The sequence below is a fragment of the Diaphorobacter sp. J5-51 genome (genome assembly GCF_001023515.1).
Classification (GTDB): domain Bacteria; phylum Pseudomonadota; class Gammaproteobacteria; order Burkholderiales; family Burkholderiaceae_C; genus Diaphorobacter; species Diaphorobacter nitroreducens.
Genome location: NZ_JSYI01000047.1, coordinates 14639 through 29051 on the forward strand (window position 1 = coordinate 14639; position 14413 = coordinate 29051).

Annotated in this window: 15 protein-coding genes and 1 pseudogene; 5 read left to right on the forward strand and 11 right to left on the reverse strand. The window is 69.2% G+C overall.

What is annotated here, in order from left to right; translation table 11 throughout:
• Positions 1-17 precede the first annotated feature (17 nt).
• The 7 genes from OX89_RS06890 to OX89_RS06920 are packed head-to-tail and all read right to left on the reverse strand — an operon-like array spanning position 18 to position 5154.
• The gene (locus OX89_RS06890) at positions 18-1199 is read right to left on the reverse strand and encodes a DSD1 family PLP-dependent enzyme (RefSeq protein WP_047350057.1); all 1182 of its coding nucleotides are present in this window, start codon (positions 1197-1199) and stop codon (positions 18-20) included.
• The gene (locus tag OX89_RS06895) at positions 1183-1827 is read right to left on the reverse strand and encodes a histidine phosphatase family protein (RefSeq protein WP_011803951.1); all 645 of its coding nucleotides are present in this window, start codon (positions 1825-1827) and stop codon (positions 1183-1185) included. Before OX89_RS06895 ends, OX89_RS06890 begins: the two co-directional genes overlap by 17 nt.
• Before the next feature lie 22 nt (positions 1828-1849).
• Positions 1850-2314, reverse strand: a complete 465-nt coding sequence (locus OX89_RS06900; RefSeq protein WP_047350058.1) for a DUF2501 domain-containing protein — start codon at positions 2312-2314, stop codon at positions 1850-1852.
• A gap of 27 nt (positions 2315-2341) precedes the next feature.
• On the reverse strand, positions 2342-2977 hold the full coding sequence (locus OX89_RS06905; RefSeq protein ID WP_234305518.1) for a DUF4136 domain-containing protein: 636 nt from the start codon (positions 2975-2977) through the stop codon (positions 2342-2344).
• A gap of 44 nt (positions 2978-3021) precedes the next feature.
• Positions 3022-3975: a tRNA 2-thiocytidine(32) synthetase TtcA gene (ttcA, locus tag OX89_RS06910; RefSeq protein WP_047350059.1), complete on the reverse strand. Its 954-nt coding sequence runs from the start codon at positions 3973-3975 to the stop codon at positions 3022-3024.
• A gap of 4 nt (positions 3976-3979) precedes the next feature.
• Complete coding sequence (locus tag OX89_RS06915) at positions 3980-4351, reverse strand: dihydroneopterin aldolase (protein ID WP_011803955.1); 372 nt, start codon at positions 4349-4351, stop codon at positions 3980-3982.
• Positions 4352-4368: 17 nt separating this feature from the next.
• Entirely contained in the window at positions 4369-5154 is a 786-nt protein-coding gene (locus OX89_RS06920; RefSeq protein ID WP_047350060.1) for an SDR family oxidoreductase, read from the reverse strand.
• Between the two features lie 19 nt (positions 5155-5173).
• On the opposite strand from OX89_RS06920, the gene OX89_RS06925 reads away from it, so the two are divergent.
• The 4 genes and pseudogenes from OX89_RS06925 (at position 5174) to OX89_RS06940 (ending at position 8317) form a co-directional block, all read left to right on the forward strand.
• A complete protein-coding gene (locus tag OX89_RS06925) occupies positions 5174-6274 on the forward strand; it encodes a class I SAM-dependent methyltransferase (protein WP_047350061.1) in 1101 nt (366 codons plus the stop codon).
• A gap of 45 nt (positions 6275-6319) precedes the next feature.
• A pseudogene (locus tag OX89_RS06930) lies at positions 6320-6739 on the forward strand (ABC transporter permease); the annotation flags it as partial.
• 276 nt (positions 6740-7015) lie between these two features.
• Entirely contained in the window at positions 7016-7210 is a 195-nt protein-coding gene (locus OX89_RS06935) for a DUF2905 domain-containing protein (protein ID WP_011803958.1), read from the forward strand.
• A gap of 96 nt (positions 7211-7306) precedes the next feature.
• On the forward strand, positions 7307-8317 hold the full coding sequence (locus tag OX89_RS06940) for an ROK family protein (protein ID WP_084002031.1): 1011 nt from the start codon (positions 7307-7309) through the stop codon (positions 8315-8317).
• A gap of 76 nt (positions 8318-8393) precedes the next feature.
• Here the strand turns inward: OX89_RS06940 and OX89_RS06945 are convergent, their stop codons facing one another.
• From OX89_RS06945 to otsB, 3 genes are read right to left on the reverse strand one after another with little or no spacing between them, the layout of a single operon-like run.
• Positions 8394-9812 (reverse strand): trehalose-6-phosphate synthase, encoded by a 1419-nt coding sequence (locus tag OX89_RS06945; RefSeq protein ID WP_047350062.1) that lies wholly within the window; start codon positions 9810-9812, stop codon positions 8394-8396.
• A 16-nt stretch (positions 9813-9828) separates the two neighbouring features.
• Positions 9829-11649, reverse strand: a complete 1821-nt coding sequence (locus OX89_RS06950; protein ID WP_047350063.1) for a glycoside hydrolase family 15 protein — start codon at positions 11647-11649, stop codon at positions 9829-9831.
• Positions 11646-12377: a trehalose-phosphatase gene (gene otsB, locus OX89_RS06955; RefSeq protein WP_047350064.1), complete on the reverse strand. Its 732-nt coding sequence runs from the start codon at positions 12375-12377 to the stop codon at positions 11646-11648. Before otsB ends, OX89_RS06950 begins: the two co-directional genes overlap by 4 nt.
• A gap of 127 nt (positions 12378-12504) precedes the next feature.
• Between otsB and trxC the strand changes: the two genes are divergently transcribed.
• The gene (trxC, locus tag OX89_RS06960; RefSeq protein WP_011803963.1) at positions 12505-12942 is read left to right on the forward strand and encodes a thioredoxin TrxC; all 438 of its coding nucleotides are present in this window, start codon (positions 12505-12507) and stop codon (positions 12940-12942) included.
• A gap of 144 nt (positions 12943-13086) precedes the next feature.
• Here trxC and OX89_RS06965 read toward each other — a convergent pair whose 3' ends face one another.
• Complete coding sequence (locus OX89_RS06965) at positions 13087-14364, reverse strand: multifunctional CCA addition/repair protein (protein WP_047350065.1); 1278 nt, start codon at positions 14362-14364, stop codon at positions 13087-13089.
• Between the last annotated feature and the right edge of the window lie 49 nt (positions 14365-14413).

The following is a 14413-nucleotide window of genomic DNA, read 5'->3' on the forward strand; positions in this document are numbered from 1 at the left end:
CGCGCCTTGCTTGGCGCTTACGTCACCGCGCCCCGTGCATCCACGCGGATGATGCGCTCCACTACGCCGTGCGCCAGGCCGCCGCGCACGCCAATCAGGTAGTCGTGCAGGTTCACCGTGGGGTCACAGTGGCCGGGTACCAGCCACAGCATGCGGCCCAGGGCCGGCAGGCGCGCCTTGGGGCCAGTTGCGTGCAGGACGCCGTGTTCGTCGCCGCCGTTGGCGTAGCGCAGGGCGCGCTCGGGCGGCAGTCCCCAGACCAGCGGCATGCCGGAATCGATGGCGTGGCTCTTGTGCCCTGCGTCGCACACCACGTGCGTGGGTCGCGCAGAGATCACCTGCGTCTTCACGAACAGCGCATGCTCGAAGGCGGGCTGGGCGCCTTCGCGTTCATTGGCGGCGTAGTCCGCGTCCATGAAGAGGAACGAGCCGGCCTGCAGCTCGCCATACACCCCGCTGGCGGCCTCGTGCACCAGCGTGCCGGTGCCGGAGCCCGTGACCAGCGGCACGGGCAGGCCCGCGGCCTCGATCAGCGTGCGGGTATCGGCGGCGGCCTGTACTGCGTGAGCGATGGCTGCGCGCCGCTCGGCCGCGCCGCGCAGGTGCTGTGCGCTGCCGTGGTAGGCCTGCAGGCCTGCGAAATGCAGGCGCGGCTGGGCCGCTACGGCCTGGGCCAGGGCGAGCGCCGCCGGGCCGGGCGGCACGCCGCAGCGACCCTGGCCGACGTCGATCTCCACGAACACGTCGATGCCGGCGTCGCTGCCCGCCACGCGCATGGCTTCGGACAGGCGGGTGATGCCTTCTTCGCTGTCCACCGCGATGCCCAGCCGGCCGCCGCGGGCGGCCAATTGCGCGGCCAGGCGTGCTGCGCGCAATAGTTTGGCTCCCCCCAGTACCTCGTTGCTGATGTACAGGTCGGCCACGCCGCCGGCGGCGAGCGCCTCGGCTTCGGACACCTTCTGCACGCAGTGGCCGCGCGCGCCGGCCTTTTCCAGTTGCAGGGCGATCTCTGCGCTCTTGTGCATCTTGGCGTGGGGGCGCCAGCGCACCTGGTGCTTGTGCGCGAATTCGGCCATGCGCTGGATGTTGCGCTCCATGGCATCCAGGTCGACGACGAGTGCCGGCGTGTCGATCAGGTCCACGCGCAGCCCGACGGTGGCGCGCAGGTGTTCGGGCAGATGCTCAGGAGTGGATCTCATCGCGGCTCGCGTTCTCCAGGTGTTGCGTGTCGGCCCAGCCCACCAGGGTGAGCCCGTTGCCCTCGGTCCACAGCAGCCGGTTGATGGCGGCGTTGGTCAGCTGCCAGGTGCGTGGGGCCTGCAGGTCCAGCCGCGTGGCCAGGCGGTAGAGCACGTCCATCACCCCGCCATGGGCCACCAGCACGATCTGCTCTCCGGCGTGGCGCGCGGCAATGCCGTCCACCGTGACAGCAATGCGCTCGCGCAGCATGTCCAGCGACTCGCCGCCGCCGTCGGGCACGAAGTGGGGATCGCGCTTGCGCCAGCGCAGGGCCTGCTCGGGGGATTCGGTCTCGATCTGCTGGAAGGTGCGCCCCTGGAAGCTGCCAAAGCTGCGCTCGCGCAGGCCGGGCACGGGCGTGAGGGGCGCGCCCGTGGTGCGGGCCACGGCTTCGGCCGTGGCATAGGCGCGCTGCAGGTCGCTGCTGTAGATGGCGGCCACCGCTTCGTCGGCCAGCGCCTGCCCCACCTGCCGGGCCTGCCACAGGCCGGTGTCGTTGAGCGGTATGTCCAGATGGCCCTGGATGCGGGTGTCCACATTCCAGGCGGTTTCGCCGTGGCGGATGGCGATGATGCGGGTGGCGTGCATGGAAAAGAGCGCAGGCGTGGGGTCAGAGCAGGGAACTGGCGTTGTCGAGCACGAAGTCGCAGGCCTTTTCCTTCAGGTCGCCCTTGAGGCGGTTCAGGTTGAACTGCTTGCCGTTGGAACCGCTGACCATGCCCGACAGGCCGCTCAGGTAGCCCTCGTCGCGGGGCTCGGGCTGGGCCGCGCCCAGGCCCATCTTGCCCAGCAGCTGCTGTTTGACCAGTGCGGCCTTGTCGGCATTCAGATAGTTGTTCTTCATGCAGTAGGTGATCACGCCGGCAGCGTTGCTGGGGGTGGCCGATCCACTCAAACCCATGGCGGACAGGGCCGACGGCGCAGCGCCCCCACCCAACATTCCGCCGAGCGTGGAGGGGCTGGCACCCCCGCCGGTCGCGCCGCGCAGGGTGTCGCCCAGGCCGGATGCCTGGGCGACCATGCTCGCGGTGCCCAGGCAGGCGCACAGAACAAGGTGTCGGATGGAGCTTCGCATGGCGGGTCCTTTCAGGTCGCGGGGGAGTCAGCGTTGTGGCGTGATTTCTGTGCGGACCTTGCGCTGCCCCGCTGGGGGGCGCGGGAAGCCGGTGAGCGCCTGGTCGAACAGCACGCCGTAGATGGCGGGATCATCCGTCCACACGTCCTCGTACACGGCCGAGGTTTCGTACACCACCTGCTGCGAAGCGGCGTCGCGCAGCATCAGACTGACCTTGCGGTGGTAGAGGGTGGGCGGGCCGTCCATCATCCAGCCCATGCCGCCAAAGCCCCAGCCACCACCGTAGCCCAGGCCCCAGCCGAAGCGGCCGTAGAACGGATCGGGCGCATAGGGCCAGTAGCGCGGTGTGGCGTAGCCGCCCTCAGCGCCGATCTGTGCAACCAGCCGTGGCTGGGTGTCGTCGCGGCGCAGGCCCACGCGCGCAAGCGCCTGTTCGGCCTGGGCCTCGATGGGTGCAAACGCTGCGGCCTGTGCCTGCTGCGAGGGCAGTCGCTCGAAGCGGTAGGTGGGCGGGCTGGGCAGGGCGCTGAGGGTGGAGAAGCTGCTGACGTCGCTCTCCACCAGGCGCGGACCGGCGCAGCCGGCCAGCAGCGCGGCCGCGGCGCACAGCGCGAGGGCAGGAATGTGGCGCAGGAAGGCCATGGCGGTATCTCCCCGGGGCATCAGGCCCCGCGCCTGTGATGGTACGGCGTTGCGCGGCGCTGCGTTCAGCCCAGTTGCACCACCTGCAGGCCGGGCAGCGCGGGTGCGACCGGAAATTCCTCGTGATCGAACGCCATGTCGCCATTCGGGTCGGCAATGCCGGTGGCCTTGGCGTTCTTGAAGTCGTGCAGGTGGGGGTCCATCAGGTGTGTGGTCACCACGTGGCCCATGGCGCGCAGCATGCTCTCGATGCGGCCGGGGAACTTCTTGTCCCATTCGCGCAGCATTTCGTTGACGGCCACGCGCTGCAGGCCGTCCTGGCTGCCGCACAGGTTGCAGGGAATGATGGGAAACTGCTGGTACTGCGCCCAGCGCGCCGTGTCCTTCTCGGGCACGTAGCACAGCGGGCGAATCACCACATGCTTGCCGTCGTCGCTGACCAGCTTCGGCGGCATGCCCTTCATGCGGCCGCCGTAGAACATGTTGAGCATCAGCGTGGCGACGATGTCGTCGCGGTGGTGGCCCAGCGCCAGCTTGGTGCAGCCCAGGTCGTCCGCCACCTTGTAGAGGATGGCGCGGCGCAGGCGCGAGCACAGGCTGCAGGTGGTCTTGCCCTCGGGCACCACGCGCTTGACGACGCTGTAGGTGTCCTGGTTCTCGATGTGGTACTGCACGCCGATGCTCTTGAAATAGTCCGGCAGCACATGCTCGGGGAACCCGGGCTGCTTCTGGTCCAGGTTCACGGCCACGATGTCGAACTTCACCGGCGCGCGCTTTTGCAGCTTGCGCAGGATGTCCAGCAGCGTGTAGCTGTCCTTGCCGCCGGACATGCACACCATGATCTTGTCGCCTTCCTCGATCATATTGAAGTCGGTGATGGCACGGCCCACCTCGCGGCACAGGCGCTTTTCCAGCTTGTGGGACTCGCGCTGGATCTTGCGTGTGTCGGCCGCATCGGGCGCGGCATCTTCGCCGGCCCAGTCGGCGGCGGTGGGAAGGGTGTTGTTGGCGGTGTTCATGGGTTTACCACTGTCCTGTCTCGACGCGAATGGCGACTTCGCAGTCATCAAAAATTTCCAGTTTGGCGATCTTCACGCGCACGCCCAGCACGCCGGGCAGCTGCATCAGCCGGTTGGCCAGCTTGCCGATCAGGCTCTCCAGCAGGTTCACATGCTCGGCCGTGCACTCGTCGATGATGATCTGGCGCACCTTGCGGTAGTCCAGCACGTGCTGGATGTCGTCGTCGCGCGGCGCCAGGGGCTGGGTGCCCAGGTTCAGCTCGGCGTCCACCTGGATGGGCTGGGGCGCGTTTTTTTCGTGCGCGAGGATGCCCAGGTTCGCGTCGAAGCGCAAACCGGTGAGCGTGAGGATCTGGGTGCCGGCGGCGGTGTGCATGGCGGGGCGTGCGGGGTTCACATCAGGGAGAAGTCGCGCTCGAAGCGCATCAGGTGCTGGCCGCCGTCCACGAGCAGCGTGGTGCCGGTGAGCGAGCGGTTGTCCAGCGCGAAACGCACGGCGGCGGCCACGTCTTCCGGCGTGGACGAGCGGCCCAGCGGGCTCAGTGCGTGCATGCGCTCAAAGCGCTCGCCCGTCAGCAAATGGCTGGTGAGGGTGAGCCCCGGCGCCACGCCCACCACGCGCACGCGCGGCGCGAGCGCCATGGCCAGCATGGTGCCGGCCGCTTCCAGCGCGGCCTTGGAGAGCGTGTAGCTCAGGAAGTCCGGGTTCAGGTTCCACAGCTTCTGGTCCAGCAGGTTCACCACCGCGCCTTGCACGTCGGCTTCGCCCGCGGCGGCGCGCTGCTCCAGATGGGCATGCAGCGCCTGCGCCAGCAGCACCGGTGCGCCGGTGTTGCTGCGCAGGTGCTGCTCCAGCAGCGCGTAGCTGAAGCTGGCGGCCGTGTCGTGTTCGAACAGCGAGGCGCTGTTGACCACCGCATCCACCGCACCGAAGTGCGCCACCACGCGCGGCAACAGGGCGCGCACGGCCGCTTCATCGGCAAAATCAGCATCAAAATGGGCACTAGCGCGCGACAGTTCTGCGCAAGCAGCTACGGTTTCAAGAGCGTCCTGTTGCGAAGACCGGTAATGCACGGCCACCTGCCAGCCCCCGGCCGCCAGCGCCAGCGCAATGCTGCGGCCCAGGCGCCGGGCGGCGCCTGTCACCAGCACGGTGCGGGGGCGGGGAGGAGAGGTCATTGGGGGGACAATCGGGCGCGTGACGAGCAAACCCACAATTTTACCGAGCGCCCTGCAGACCCATGTCGCCAAGGCCATTGCCGAGGCGGGAGGCTGGATCGGCTTCGACCGGTTCATGGCGCTGGCGTTGTACACGCCGGGCCTGGGCTATTACGCGGGCGACCTGCCAAAGTTCGGTGCCATGCCCGCCAGCGGCAGCGACTTCGTGACCGCGCCCGAGCTGTCCCCCGTCTTCGGCCGCGTGCTGGCCCGCCAGGTGCGCGAGGCGCTGGACGCCACCGCCACCGACGAGGTCTGGGAGTTTGGCGCCGGCAGCGGCGCGCTGGCCGCGCAGTTGCTGGGCGCGTTGGACGACCGCGTGCGGCGCTACACCATCGTGGACCTGTCGGGCAGCCTGCGCGCACGCCAGCAGGCCACGCTGGCGGCCTGGGGCGACCGCGTGCACTGGGTCGACCGTCTGCCCGATCAGATGCAGGGCGTGGTGGTGGGCAATGAGGTGCTGGACGCCATGCCCGTGCAACTGCTGCAGCGCCGCGAGGGCCTGTGGCACGAACGCGGCGTGGCCCTGCACTGCACGGAGGGCGGCTTCGTGTGGGAGGACCGTCCCACCCCGCTGCGCCCGCCGGTGGAGATCGACGGCCCGCACGACTACCTCACAGAGATCCACCCCCAGGGCGAGGCCTTCATGCGCACGCTGGCCCAGCACCTCGTGCGCGGCGCGGCCTTCCTGATCGATTACGGTTTTGGCGAGGACGAGTACTACCACCCCCAGCGGCACATGGGCACGCTGGTGTGCCACCGCGGGCACCAGGTGGATTCCGACCCGCTGGCGGACGTAGGCCTCAAGGACATCACCGCGCACGTCAACTTCACCGCGATGGCCCTGGCCGCGCAGGACGCGGGGCTGCAGGTGCTGGGCTACACGACGCAGGCGCACTTTCTCATCAACTGCGGTCTGCTATCCGAACTGGAGCGGCTGACGCAGGCCCAGCGGGCCCAAGCGGCCAAGTTGATGATGGAGCACGAGATGGGCGAGCTGTTCAAGGTGCTGGCCGTGGGCGCAGGCGCGCCGTGGCTGCCCATGGGCTTTGCGCAGGGTGACCGGAGCCACCGGCTCTGAGGTTTCTACAGGGGCTGTCACGATGTCCGCTTTACCCCACGATCCGAGGGCAGCCTGGTCTTCGTGCTGGTGCATTCCGTGCTGTGGCCGCTGGCGCTCAACACCTACGCGGGCTTTCAAGGCGTGCCCGAAACGCTGCGCATGGCGGGGCGCAACTACGGCCTGAAGGGGCTGCGCTACGTGTTGCAACTGCTGGTGCCCGCGGCGCTGCCGTCCATCCTGTCGGGGTTGAAGATCGGCTGGGCCTTCGCCTGGCGCACGCTGATCGCGGCGGAACTGGTGTTCGGCGCGTCTTCGGGGCAGGGCGGCCTGGGCTGGTACATCTTCCAGAACCGCAATGAGCTCTACACAGACAAGGTCTTCGCGGGCCTCGCCATGGTGATCGCCATCGGCCTGGCGGTGGAGAACCTGGGCTTTCACACGCTGGAACGCCTGACGGTGCGGCGCTGGGGCGTGCAGCGCTAGGGCCTGTGAACACTATGGAAGGGGATCGCATTGCCTCGCAAAGAAGGTGGATGCAAGGCGCTTGCGCGCCGCAAGGCCCGTGCCTTGCCAGCGCGGGCAACGAGGCAACCCGAAGGGAAGCTCATGACAGCCCCCTCGGTGTTGCGTTCCTTGTGCGTGCGGGCGCACGCACTGCGGCACGCGCCTTGATGGGCAGGCTGTCATGAGCTTCGCGACTCCTTCCATCACAGGCCCTAGCGGCACGCCACGCGGGCTGCAGGCGCCTACACTCGGCCCATGCTGCGCTGGCTTCTCGTCGTTTTCCTCGCCCTGGTGCTCATCAACGGGCTCACCCCCTGGCTGCGCCGCCTGGGGCTGGGCCGGCTGCCGGGGGATTTTCAGTTCCGCCTCTTCGGGCGCGACTGGTTCATTCCGCTGGCCAGCACCGTGCTGCTGAGCTTCCTGCTCAGCCTAGCGGTCAAATGGTTGTGAGCCTTTTATGGCGCTAACCCTTGCTGGACAAGCGCGGGCAGCTATCAATTGAGATAAACGCTTTTGCCCTACAGCCGAGGCGGCCGCGGTTGCGCCATGATGGGCCCCATGCCGCAGCAACCTCCTACCTCCCAGTCGCCGGGCCTGCATGCCGGCGTGGACATTGGCGGCACCAAGGTGGCCGTGTGCCTGGCGGACCCTGCCCACGGCAGCGGTCCGCCGGTGTTGCTCACGCGCGTGGCGGAGCCCACCGCCAAGACCGGTGCGCCGGATGCGCTGGCCCAGCAGGTGCTTCGGCTGCTGGATGCCGCCTGCACGCGGCAGGGAATCACGCGTTCGGATCTGGCGGGCGTGGGCGTGGCGTCCTGCGGGCCATTCGTGCGGCATGCGGGCATGGTCGAAGTGGTCAACCCCAACATCTGCGGAGGGCTCGCCGGTGCGCCGCGCGGCCTGGGCAACGACTGGACCCGGGTGCCGCTGCAGGCGCCCTTGGCGCAGGCGCTGGGCGCAGACCGCGTGCATGTTGCCAACGATGCCGTGGCCGCGCTGCAGGCCGAGCGGCTGTGGGGAGCGCTGCGGGGGGAGGACGATTGCGCCTACGTGACCTGGAGCACCGGCATCGGCGTCGGCCTGTGCGTGGACGGCTGCGTGCTGCGCGGCAAGAACGGCAACGCGGGCCATGCCGGCCACAGCTACGTGGGCGACCCCGACGCGGGCAGCGACGTGGCGCTGTGCGGCTGCGGCAACCAGGGCGATGTGGAGTCGCTCGTCGCGGGCAGTGCGCTGCCGTGCCGACTGGGTCGGGAGGCGCCCGCGCTGATGGCGGCGGCGGACGCGGGTGACGCGGCCGCGCTGGCCGAAGTGCAGGCGCTGTGCGTGCTGATGGGACGGCTGCTGTACAACCTGGTGGCCACGTTGGACCTGCGGCGCATCAGCCTGGGCGGAGCCGTGTTCCTGCACCACCAGGCGCTGCTGCTGCCGCTGCTGCGTGCGCAGCTGGCGCGCTACTTCCCCGCGCTCACCGCCGGGGTGGAGCTGGTGCCTGCGGGGCTGGGCGCCCAGGTGGGCGACTACGCGGCGTTGGCTTTGCTGCAGCAACCCGGTTGAACTCACAGCGGTTGGCCTTGACAGGCTGGGGCGTGGCGGGGCCGCTGCGCGCAGGACGCGTGCACCCAGACAACCCTCAAGAGGCTGCCACGGCCCCTGCCGGCGCGGTGACCGGCGGCGCAGCCTCGTCGCGCAGCGCCTGCAGGAAGCTGTTGCGCCACCAGTGCACGTCCTGGCGCTGGATGCGTTCCATGAGCCGTTCATGGCGCCACTGGCGCTCGGACAGCGGCATGCGCAGCGCGGTCTGGATCGCGTCGGCCATGCCCTGGGTGTCGTAGGGGTTGACCAGCAAGGCCTCCTTGAGCTGCTCGGCCGCGCCGGCAAAGCGCGACAGCACCAGCACGCCCGGGTCCTCGGGCTCTTGCGCCACCACGTATTCCTTGGCCACCAGGTTCATGCCGTCGCGCAGCGGCGTGACCAGGCCGACACGCGCCGCGCGGCACAGGCCGGGCACGCGCTTGCGGGCGACGGTGCGGTGGATGTAGCGCAGCGGCATCCAGTCCAGGTCGCCATAGTCGCCGTTGATGGCGCCGCACAGGCCCTCCAGCTCCAGGCGCAGGTCGGCATAGGCGTGCACGTCGTCGCGCGAGGGCGAGGCGATCATCACCAGCGTGGCGCTGTGTTCGTTCTCGGGGTAGCGTTCCAGCAGTTGGCGGAAGGCGCGCACGCGGTGCGGGATGCCCTTGGAGTAGTCGAGCCGGTCAATGCCCAGCAACAGTTGGCGGCGTGAATACTCCGCGCGCAGGGCTTCGCAGGTCTGCACGGCATCGGGTGCGCGGCCCAGGCGCTGGAACTCCTGCACATCGATGCCGATGGGGAAGGCCGCCACGCGCACGGTGGCGTTGAAGGCGCGCAGGCGCTGCCCGTCCAGCTCTTGCGCATGGGCTTCGTTGACCATGTAGCGTGTGAAGTGGACGACGTCGGCCTCGCTTTGCAGGCCCACCAGGTCGTAGGCAAAGAACGAACGCATCAGCCACTCGTGTTGCGGCAGCGCTGCGAGGATGAGCGGCGGCGGAACGGGCACATGCAGGAAAAATCCGATGCGCTGGCGGCAACCCAGCGCACGCAGCTCCGCCGCCAGCGGGATCAGGTGGTAGTCGTGCACCCAGATCACGTCGTCCTCGCGCAGCAGCGGCAGCAGCTTGCGCGCGAACATCTGGTTCACGCGGCGGTAGCCCTCGCTGTAATTGGCGCTGAAGTCGGCCAGGTCCAGCCGGTAGTGCAGCACCGGCCACAGCACGCTGTTGGCGTAGCCCTGGTAATAGGCCGCGTGGTCCGCCTTGCACAGGTCCACGGTGGCCAGGGTCACGTTGCCGGCTTGGTGTGTTTGCAACGCACCTTCGCCGGGCGTGCCGTCCCGGGTGACGGTGCCGCTCCAACCGAACCACAGGCCGCCCGTGCGTGCCAGCGCGTCGCCCAGGGCCACGGCCAGGCCGCCGGCAGCGCTCTTGCGCGGGTCGGCCAGGCGGTTGGAGATGACGACGAGTCGGCTCATGCAGGAAGGCTCCAGGTCAGATCACGCTGTCCCAGGGGGCGGACAGCCGCATGGCGGCATTGATGATGCCCACCATGGAATAGGTTTGAGGGAAGTTGCCCCACATCTCGCCCGTGGCGGCGTGGGTGTCTTCGGACAGCAGCCCCAACGGGTTGCGCACGGCCAGCATGGCCTCGAAGATCTCCTGCGCCTGCTCGCGCCGGCCGGTGCGCGCCAGCGCGTCGATGCGCCAGAAGGTGCAGATGTTGAACGCGGTCTCGGGCTTGCCGAAATCGTCCGCGGCCTCGTAGCGGCGCATGAAGGGGCCGTCGCACAGCGTGTGTTCCATGGCGTCCAGCGTGCTCACGAAGCGCGGGTCGGTGGGGTGGATCAGACCCACCTCGGCCATCAGCAGCACGCTGGCGTCCAGTTCGCTGCCGTCAAAGCTCTCGGCAAATACCTGGCGCTTGGCGTGCCACGAGCGCTCCAGGATCTCGCCATGCATGCGCTGCGCATGCTGCTGCCAGTAATGGGCGCGCTCGGGCAGTTGCAGTGCGCGTGCGATCTTGGCCAGCCGGTCGCAGGCCGCCCAGCTCATGAGGGCTGACGAGGTGTGGATGCGCGCGCGCGTGCGCAGCTCCCACATGCCCGCGTCGGGCTTGCCGTACACCTGCACGGCCAGCTCGCCCACGCGCTCCAGGCGCTCGAACTCCGCGGCGCCGGCGGGGTGCAGCAACCGCCGGTCGTGGAAGGACTGCGCCGCGCCCAGCACGATGTTGCCGTACACGTCGTGCTGGAAGTGCTCTGCCGCCTGGTTGCCCACGCGCACCGGGCCCATGCCGCGGTAGCCGGCCAAGTGGGGCAGGACGGATTCGGGCAGCTCGTGCTCCAGCCCGATGCCGTACAGCGGCTGAATGTGGCCGCTGCCGGTTTTGGCCACGATGTTGCCGAGCCAGCGCAGGTAGTCCTCCATGGTGCCCACTTCCGACAGGCTGTTAAGCGCGCGCACCACGAAGAACGCGTCGCGCAGCCAGCAGTAGCGGTAATCCCAGTTGCGGCCGCTGTGCGCGGATTCGGGGATGCTCGTGGTCATCGCCGCGACGATGGCGCCCGTGTCCTCGAACAGCGACATCTTCAGCGTGATGGCCGAGCGGATCACGGCCTCCTGCCACTGCAGCGGCAGATGCAGGCGCTGGGTCCAGTGCTTCCAGTACGACACGGTCTCTTGCTCATAGTGGCGTGCGGTGTCGCCAATGCCGCCGGAGAGCGTTTCGTCTGCACCGAGCAGGAAGTTGTATTCGCGCCCCGCTACAAAGGGCTCGCCCGAGAGCACGTAGGCCACAGGCGCGTCGGTGTTCAGCCGCAGCGTGAAGTCGCCCCCCACATAGCGGATATGGTTGCTGCCGCGCGTGAGGGCGGGCAGGGCCATGCCCCAGTCGTAGCGCGGCTGTACCAGCACGCGGATGCGCGGGGCCCCCCGCACCGGTCGCACGCGGCGCACCAGCATCACGGGGCGAAAGGCGCGAGAACGTGCGAAGAAACGCGGGCAGAAGTCGGTCACCTCCAGGCAGTTGCCGTGCGCGTCGGTCAGGTGCGTGCGCAGCACGGCGGTATTGGGCTCGTACCACTGCTCGCTGCGGGCGAAGTCCTCCAGCTCGATGGCGAAGCGGCTGCCATCGGGGCCGGGCTGGACCAGCGCATTGAACACCGGGTCGCCGTCAAAGCGTGGCATGCAGCTCCAGACAATGCAGGCGCGCGCATCCACCAGCGCGCTGATGGTGCAGTTGCCGATCATTCCCAGCGCCAGCGACGGTGCGGCCATGGCGGTGGCGCCCACGTGAGGTGCTTTGCTCGTCATGTGATCTCCTCGCCCACGGCGTGCTGCAGCCACTGGCGTACGGCAGCAGGTGTGGCCAGCCGCGTGTGGGCGCGCGTCGCGCCTTCGCCCACCTTGATGCCCAGGCCCCCCAGCGACTGCGCGGCGGCAAAGCCGGCTTCGTCCGTCACATCGTCACCCACGAACAGCGGCGCGCGCCCGGCGAAGGGAGCCAGGCGCATGAAGTCCGTGATCGCGCGGCCCTTGTCCGGCCCCACAGGCTTGACCTCGTACACGAACTTGCCGTGCAGCAACTCGGCGCCCGGCACATCGCGCAGCGCCTGTGTGATCGCCTGCAGGCACAGCGCCTGCAGTTGCGGCGCCTGCCGGTAGTGCAGCGCCAGGCCGGCGCTCTTGGCCTCCAGCAGCAGCTCGGGGTGCTGGGCCATCAGCGGGCGCAGCGCGGCCAGCAGCGGCTGCAGTGGCAGCGCCGGCAGGCCGCCGCTGCGCCCGTTGCCCAGGCGGTACTGCGCGCCATGCTCGCAGGCCACGGGCAGGCGCAGCGGGTCCAAAAAATGGTCGATATCGGCCATGGTGCGGCCGGTGACGATGGCCAGCGCCCCCTCCAGCCGCACATGCAGTGCTTGCAGGCAGTCCACCACGCCGGGTGGCAGCTGCACGGCATGCGGCTGTGCGGCAATGTCGGCCAGCGTGCCGTCGAAGTCGAGGAACAGGGCGTGGCGGGAAGTCGGCAGAGGCGGCGTGGGCATCGCCCGCAACCTTAACCCTGCACGCGCGCGGCCACTGTAGGCCGGCGACCCGCAGGGCCGTAGGCATTGAAAACCTGACCCCTTACCCGCAATTGCCTGGTTTCGCCAACCCCCCGCGAGGTCCTCCATGAGCTCCCCCGAAGCACTGCACGTCGTCTGCCCCCACTGCCACACCACCAACCGCGTGCAGGCCGCGCAACTGGGCAGTGCGCCCGACTGCGGCAGCTGCCATCGGCCGCTGTTCACGGGCGAACCGCTGGCGCTGGATGCGGCCAGCTTCGACCGGCACGTAGCGCGCAGCCATCTGCCGGTGGTGGTGGACTTCTGGGCGCCGTGGTGCGGCCCCTGCCGCCAGATGGCGCCAGCCTTCGCGCAGGCTGCGCGCGAGTTGGAGCCGCGCATGCGGCTGGCCAAGCTGGATACCGAGGCGCACCCCGCGATCGCGGCGCGCTACGGCATCCGCAGCATCCCGACGATGATCCTGTTTCGCGGCGGACAGGAGGCAGCGCGCATCTCTGGTGCGCTGGGCGCGGCCGATATCGCGCGCTGGGTGCAGTCGGTGTAAGGCGCTGCGGAACCAACCCTCGTGTGGCGCTCGCCCCTGTTGTGGGGCCGCGGCGCTGACGATTCGCCATACGAATGGCTGTTGCTGCGTATCCGCAGTCAATCCTCACCGGGAATCCTCACCAGGGCCAGGCATCAAAGGTGCTCAGCCAGCGTTGCCCCGAGGTTCTGGGGCAGACTGCGCGGTGGTGTGAAGCCAGTCGGCCACGGCCTGTACGCGGGCGGCGTGAATCATCTCGCCCACCTTGGGGCCGCTCAGGCCCAGTTGCGCAGCGTGCGCAGCCACGCTGCTGGTGGTGACCGACTGCACGGCCGCGAGCGCGGCGTTGATGCGCGCGCGCTGCGGGTAGGGCCGATCGGCAAAACCCAGGCGTCCGCGCGCATCGCATTCACAGGCCAGCAGGATCTCGTCCAGCCGCGCGGGTTTGCGGATGGCGTCGCAGCGCTCCAGCAGGCGCACCAGCGCGGCAGCGCCCAGGTCGCCGCTGCGGTGGATGTTGCCGTGCTCGCGCGCCACCACGTCGGCCAGTTCGCGGCATTCCACCGGCACGCGCAAGCGTTCGCACACGGCCTTGAGCAGCCGCGCGCTGCGCTGCTCATGGCCGATATGGCGCGGCAGCACGTCGTGCGGCGTGGTGCCTTTTCCCAAGTCGTGCGTGAGGCAGGCGAAGCGCACGGTGAGCGGGGCCTGCAAATGGGCTGCCATGTCCAGCACCATCATCAGGTGCACGCCGGTGTCCACCTCGGGGTGGTACTCGGGGCGCTGGGGTACGCCCCACAGGCGCTCGACCTCGGGCAGCACCACGGCCAGCGCGCCACAGTCGCGCAGCACGTCGAACATGCGCGAGGGCTGCGGCTCCATGAGCCCGCGCGCCAATTCCTGCCACACGCGCTCGGGCACCAGGTGGTCGGCCTCGCCGTCGTGCACCATCTCGCGCATGAGCTGCATCGTCTCGGGCGCTACGGTGAAGTCGGTGAAACGCGCCGCAAAGCGCGCCACGCGCAGGATGCGCACCGGGTCCTCGCGGAAGGAGTCGGTCACATGGCGCAGTACCCGCGCCTGCAGGTCGCGCGCGCCGCCATAAGGGTCAAACAGGTCTCCAGCGCCCGTCCAGTCAGCGCTGGCAGCTATTGCATTGATAGTAAGGTCGCGCCGTGACAGGTCTTCTTCCAGTGTCACGTCGGGCGACGTCTGCACCACGAAGCCGCGGTAGCCGCGCCCGCTCTTGCGCTCGGTGCGCGCCAGCGCGTATTCCTCGCGCGTCTCGGGGTGGAGGAAGACGGGGAAGTCGCGCCCCACGGGCAGGTAGCCGCGTGCCACCATGTCGTCGGGCGTGGCGCCGACGACGACCCAGTCGTGGTCATTGACGGGGCGGCCCAACAGCCGGTCGCGCACGGCGCCGCCCACCATGTAAATCTGCATGGGGGCAGTGTATTCAACCTGGAATCGGTCGCTGTCCGCACGTCATCGC

Coding starts and splice junctions, on each gene's coding strand:
- trxC (WP_011803963.1), top strand. CDS start 12,505: ATGAGCTCCCCCGAAGCACTGCACGTCGTCTGCCCCCACTGCCACACC.
- OX89_RS06890 (WP_047350057.1), bottom strand. CDS start 1,199: ATGAGATCCACTCCTGAGCATCTGCCCGAACACCTGCGCGCCACCGTC.
- OX89_RS06905 (WP_234305518.1), bottom strand. CDS start 2,977: ATGCCCCGGGGAGATACCGCCATGGCCTTCCTGCGCCACATTCCTGCC.
- OX89_RS06950 (WP_047350063.1), bottom strand. CDS start 11,649: ATGACGAGCAAAGCACCTCACGTGGGCGCCACCGCCATGGCCGCACCG.
- OX89_RS06945 (WP_047350062.1), bottom strand. CDS start 9,812: ATGAGCCGACTCGTCGTCATCTCCAACCGCCTGGCCGACCCGCGCAAG.
- ttcA (WP_047350059.1), bottom strand. CDS start 3,975: ATGAACACCGCCAACAACACCCTTCCCACCGCCGCCGACTGGGCCGGC.
- OX89_RS06965 (WP_047350065.1), bottom strand. CDS start 14,364: ATGCAGATTTACATGGTGGGCGGCGCCGTGCGCGACCGGCTGTTGGGC.
- OX89_RS06920 (WP_047350060.1), bottom strand. CDS start 5,154: ATGACCTCTCCTCCCCGCCCCCGCACCGTGCTGGTGACAGGCGCCGCC.
- OX89_RS06895 (WP_011803951.1), bottom strand. CDS start 1,827: ATGCACGCCACCCGCATCATCGCCATCCGCCACGGCGAAACCGCCTGG.
- OX89_RS06935 (WP_011803958.1), top strand. CDS start 7,016: ATGCTGCGCTGGCTTCTCGTCGTTTTCCTCGCCCTGGTGCTCATCAAC.
- OX89_RS06940 (WP_084002031.1), top strand. CDS start 7,307: ATGATGGGCCCCATGCCGCAGCAACCTCCTACCTCCCAGTCGCCGGGC.
- otsB (WP_047350064.1), bottom strand. CDS start 12,377: ATGCCCACGCCGCCTCTGCCGACTTCCCGCCACGCCCTGTTCCTCGAC.
- OX89_RS06915 (WP_011803955.1), bottom strand. CDS start 4,351: ATGCACACCGCCGCCGGCACCCAGATCCTCACGCTCACCGGTTTGCGC.
- OX89_RS06900 (WP_047350058.1), bottom strand. CDS start 2,314: ATGCGAAGCTCCATCCGACACCTTGTTCTGTGCGCCTGCCTGGGCACC.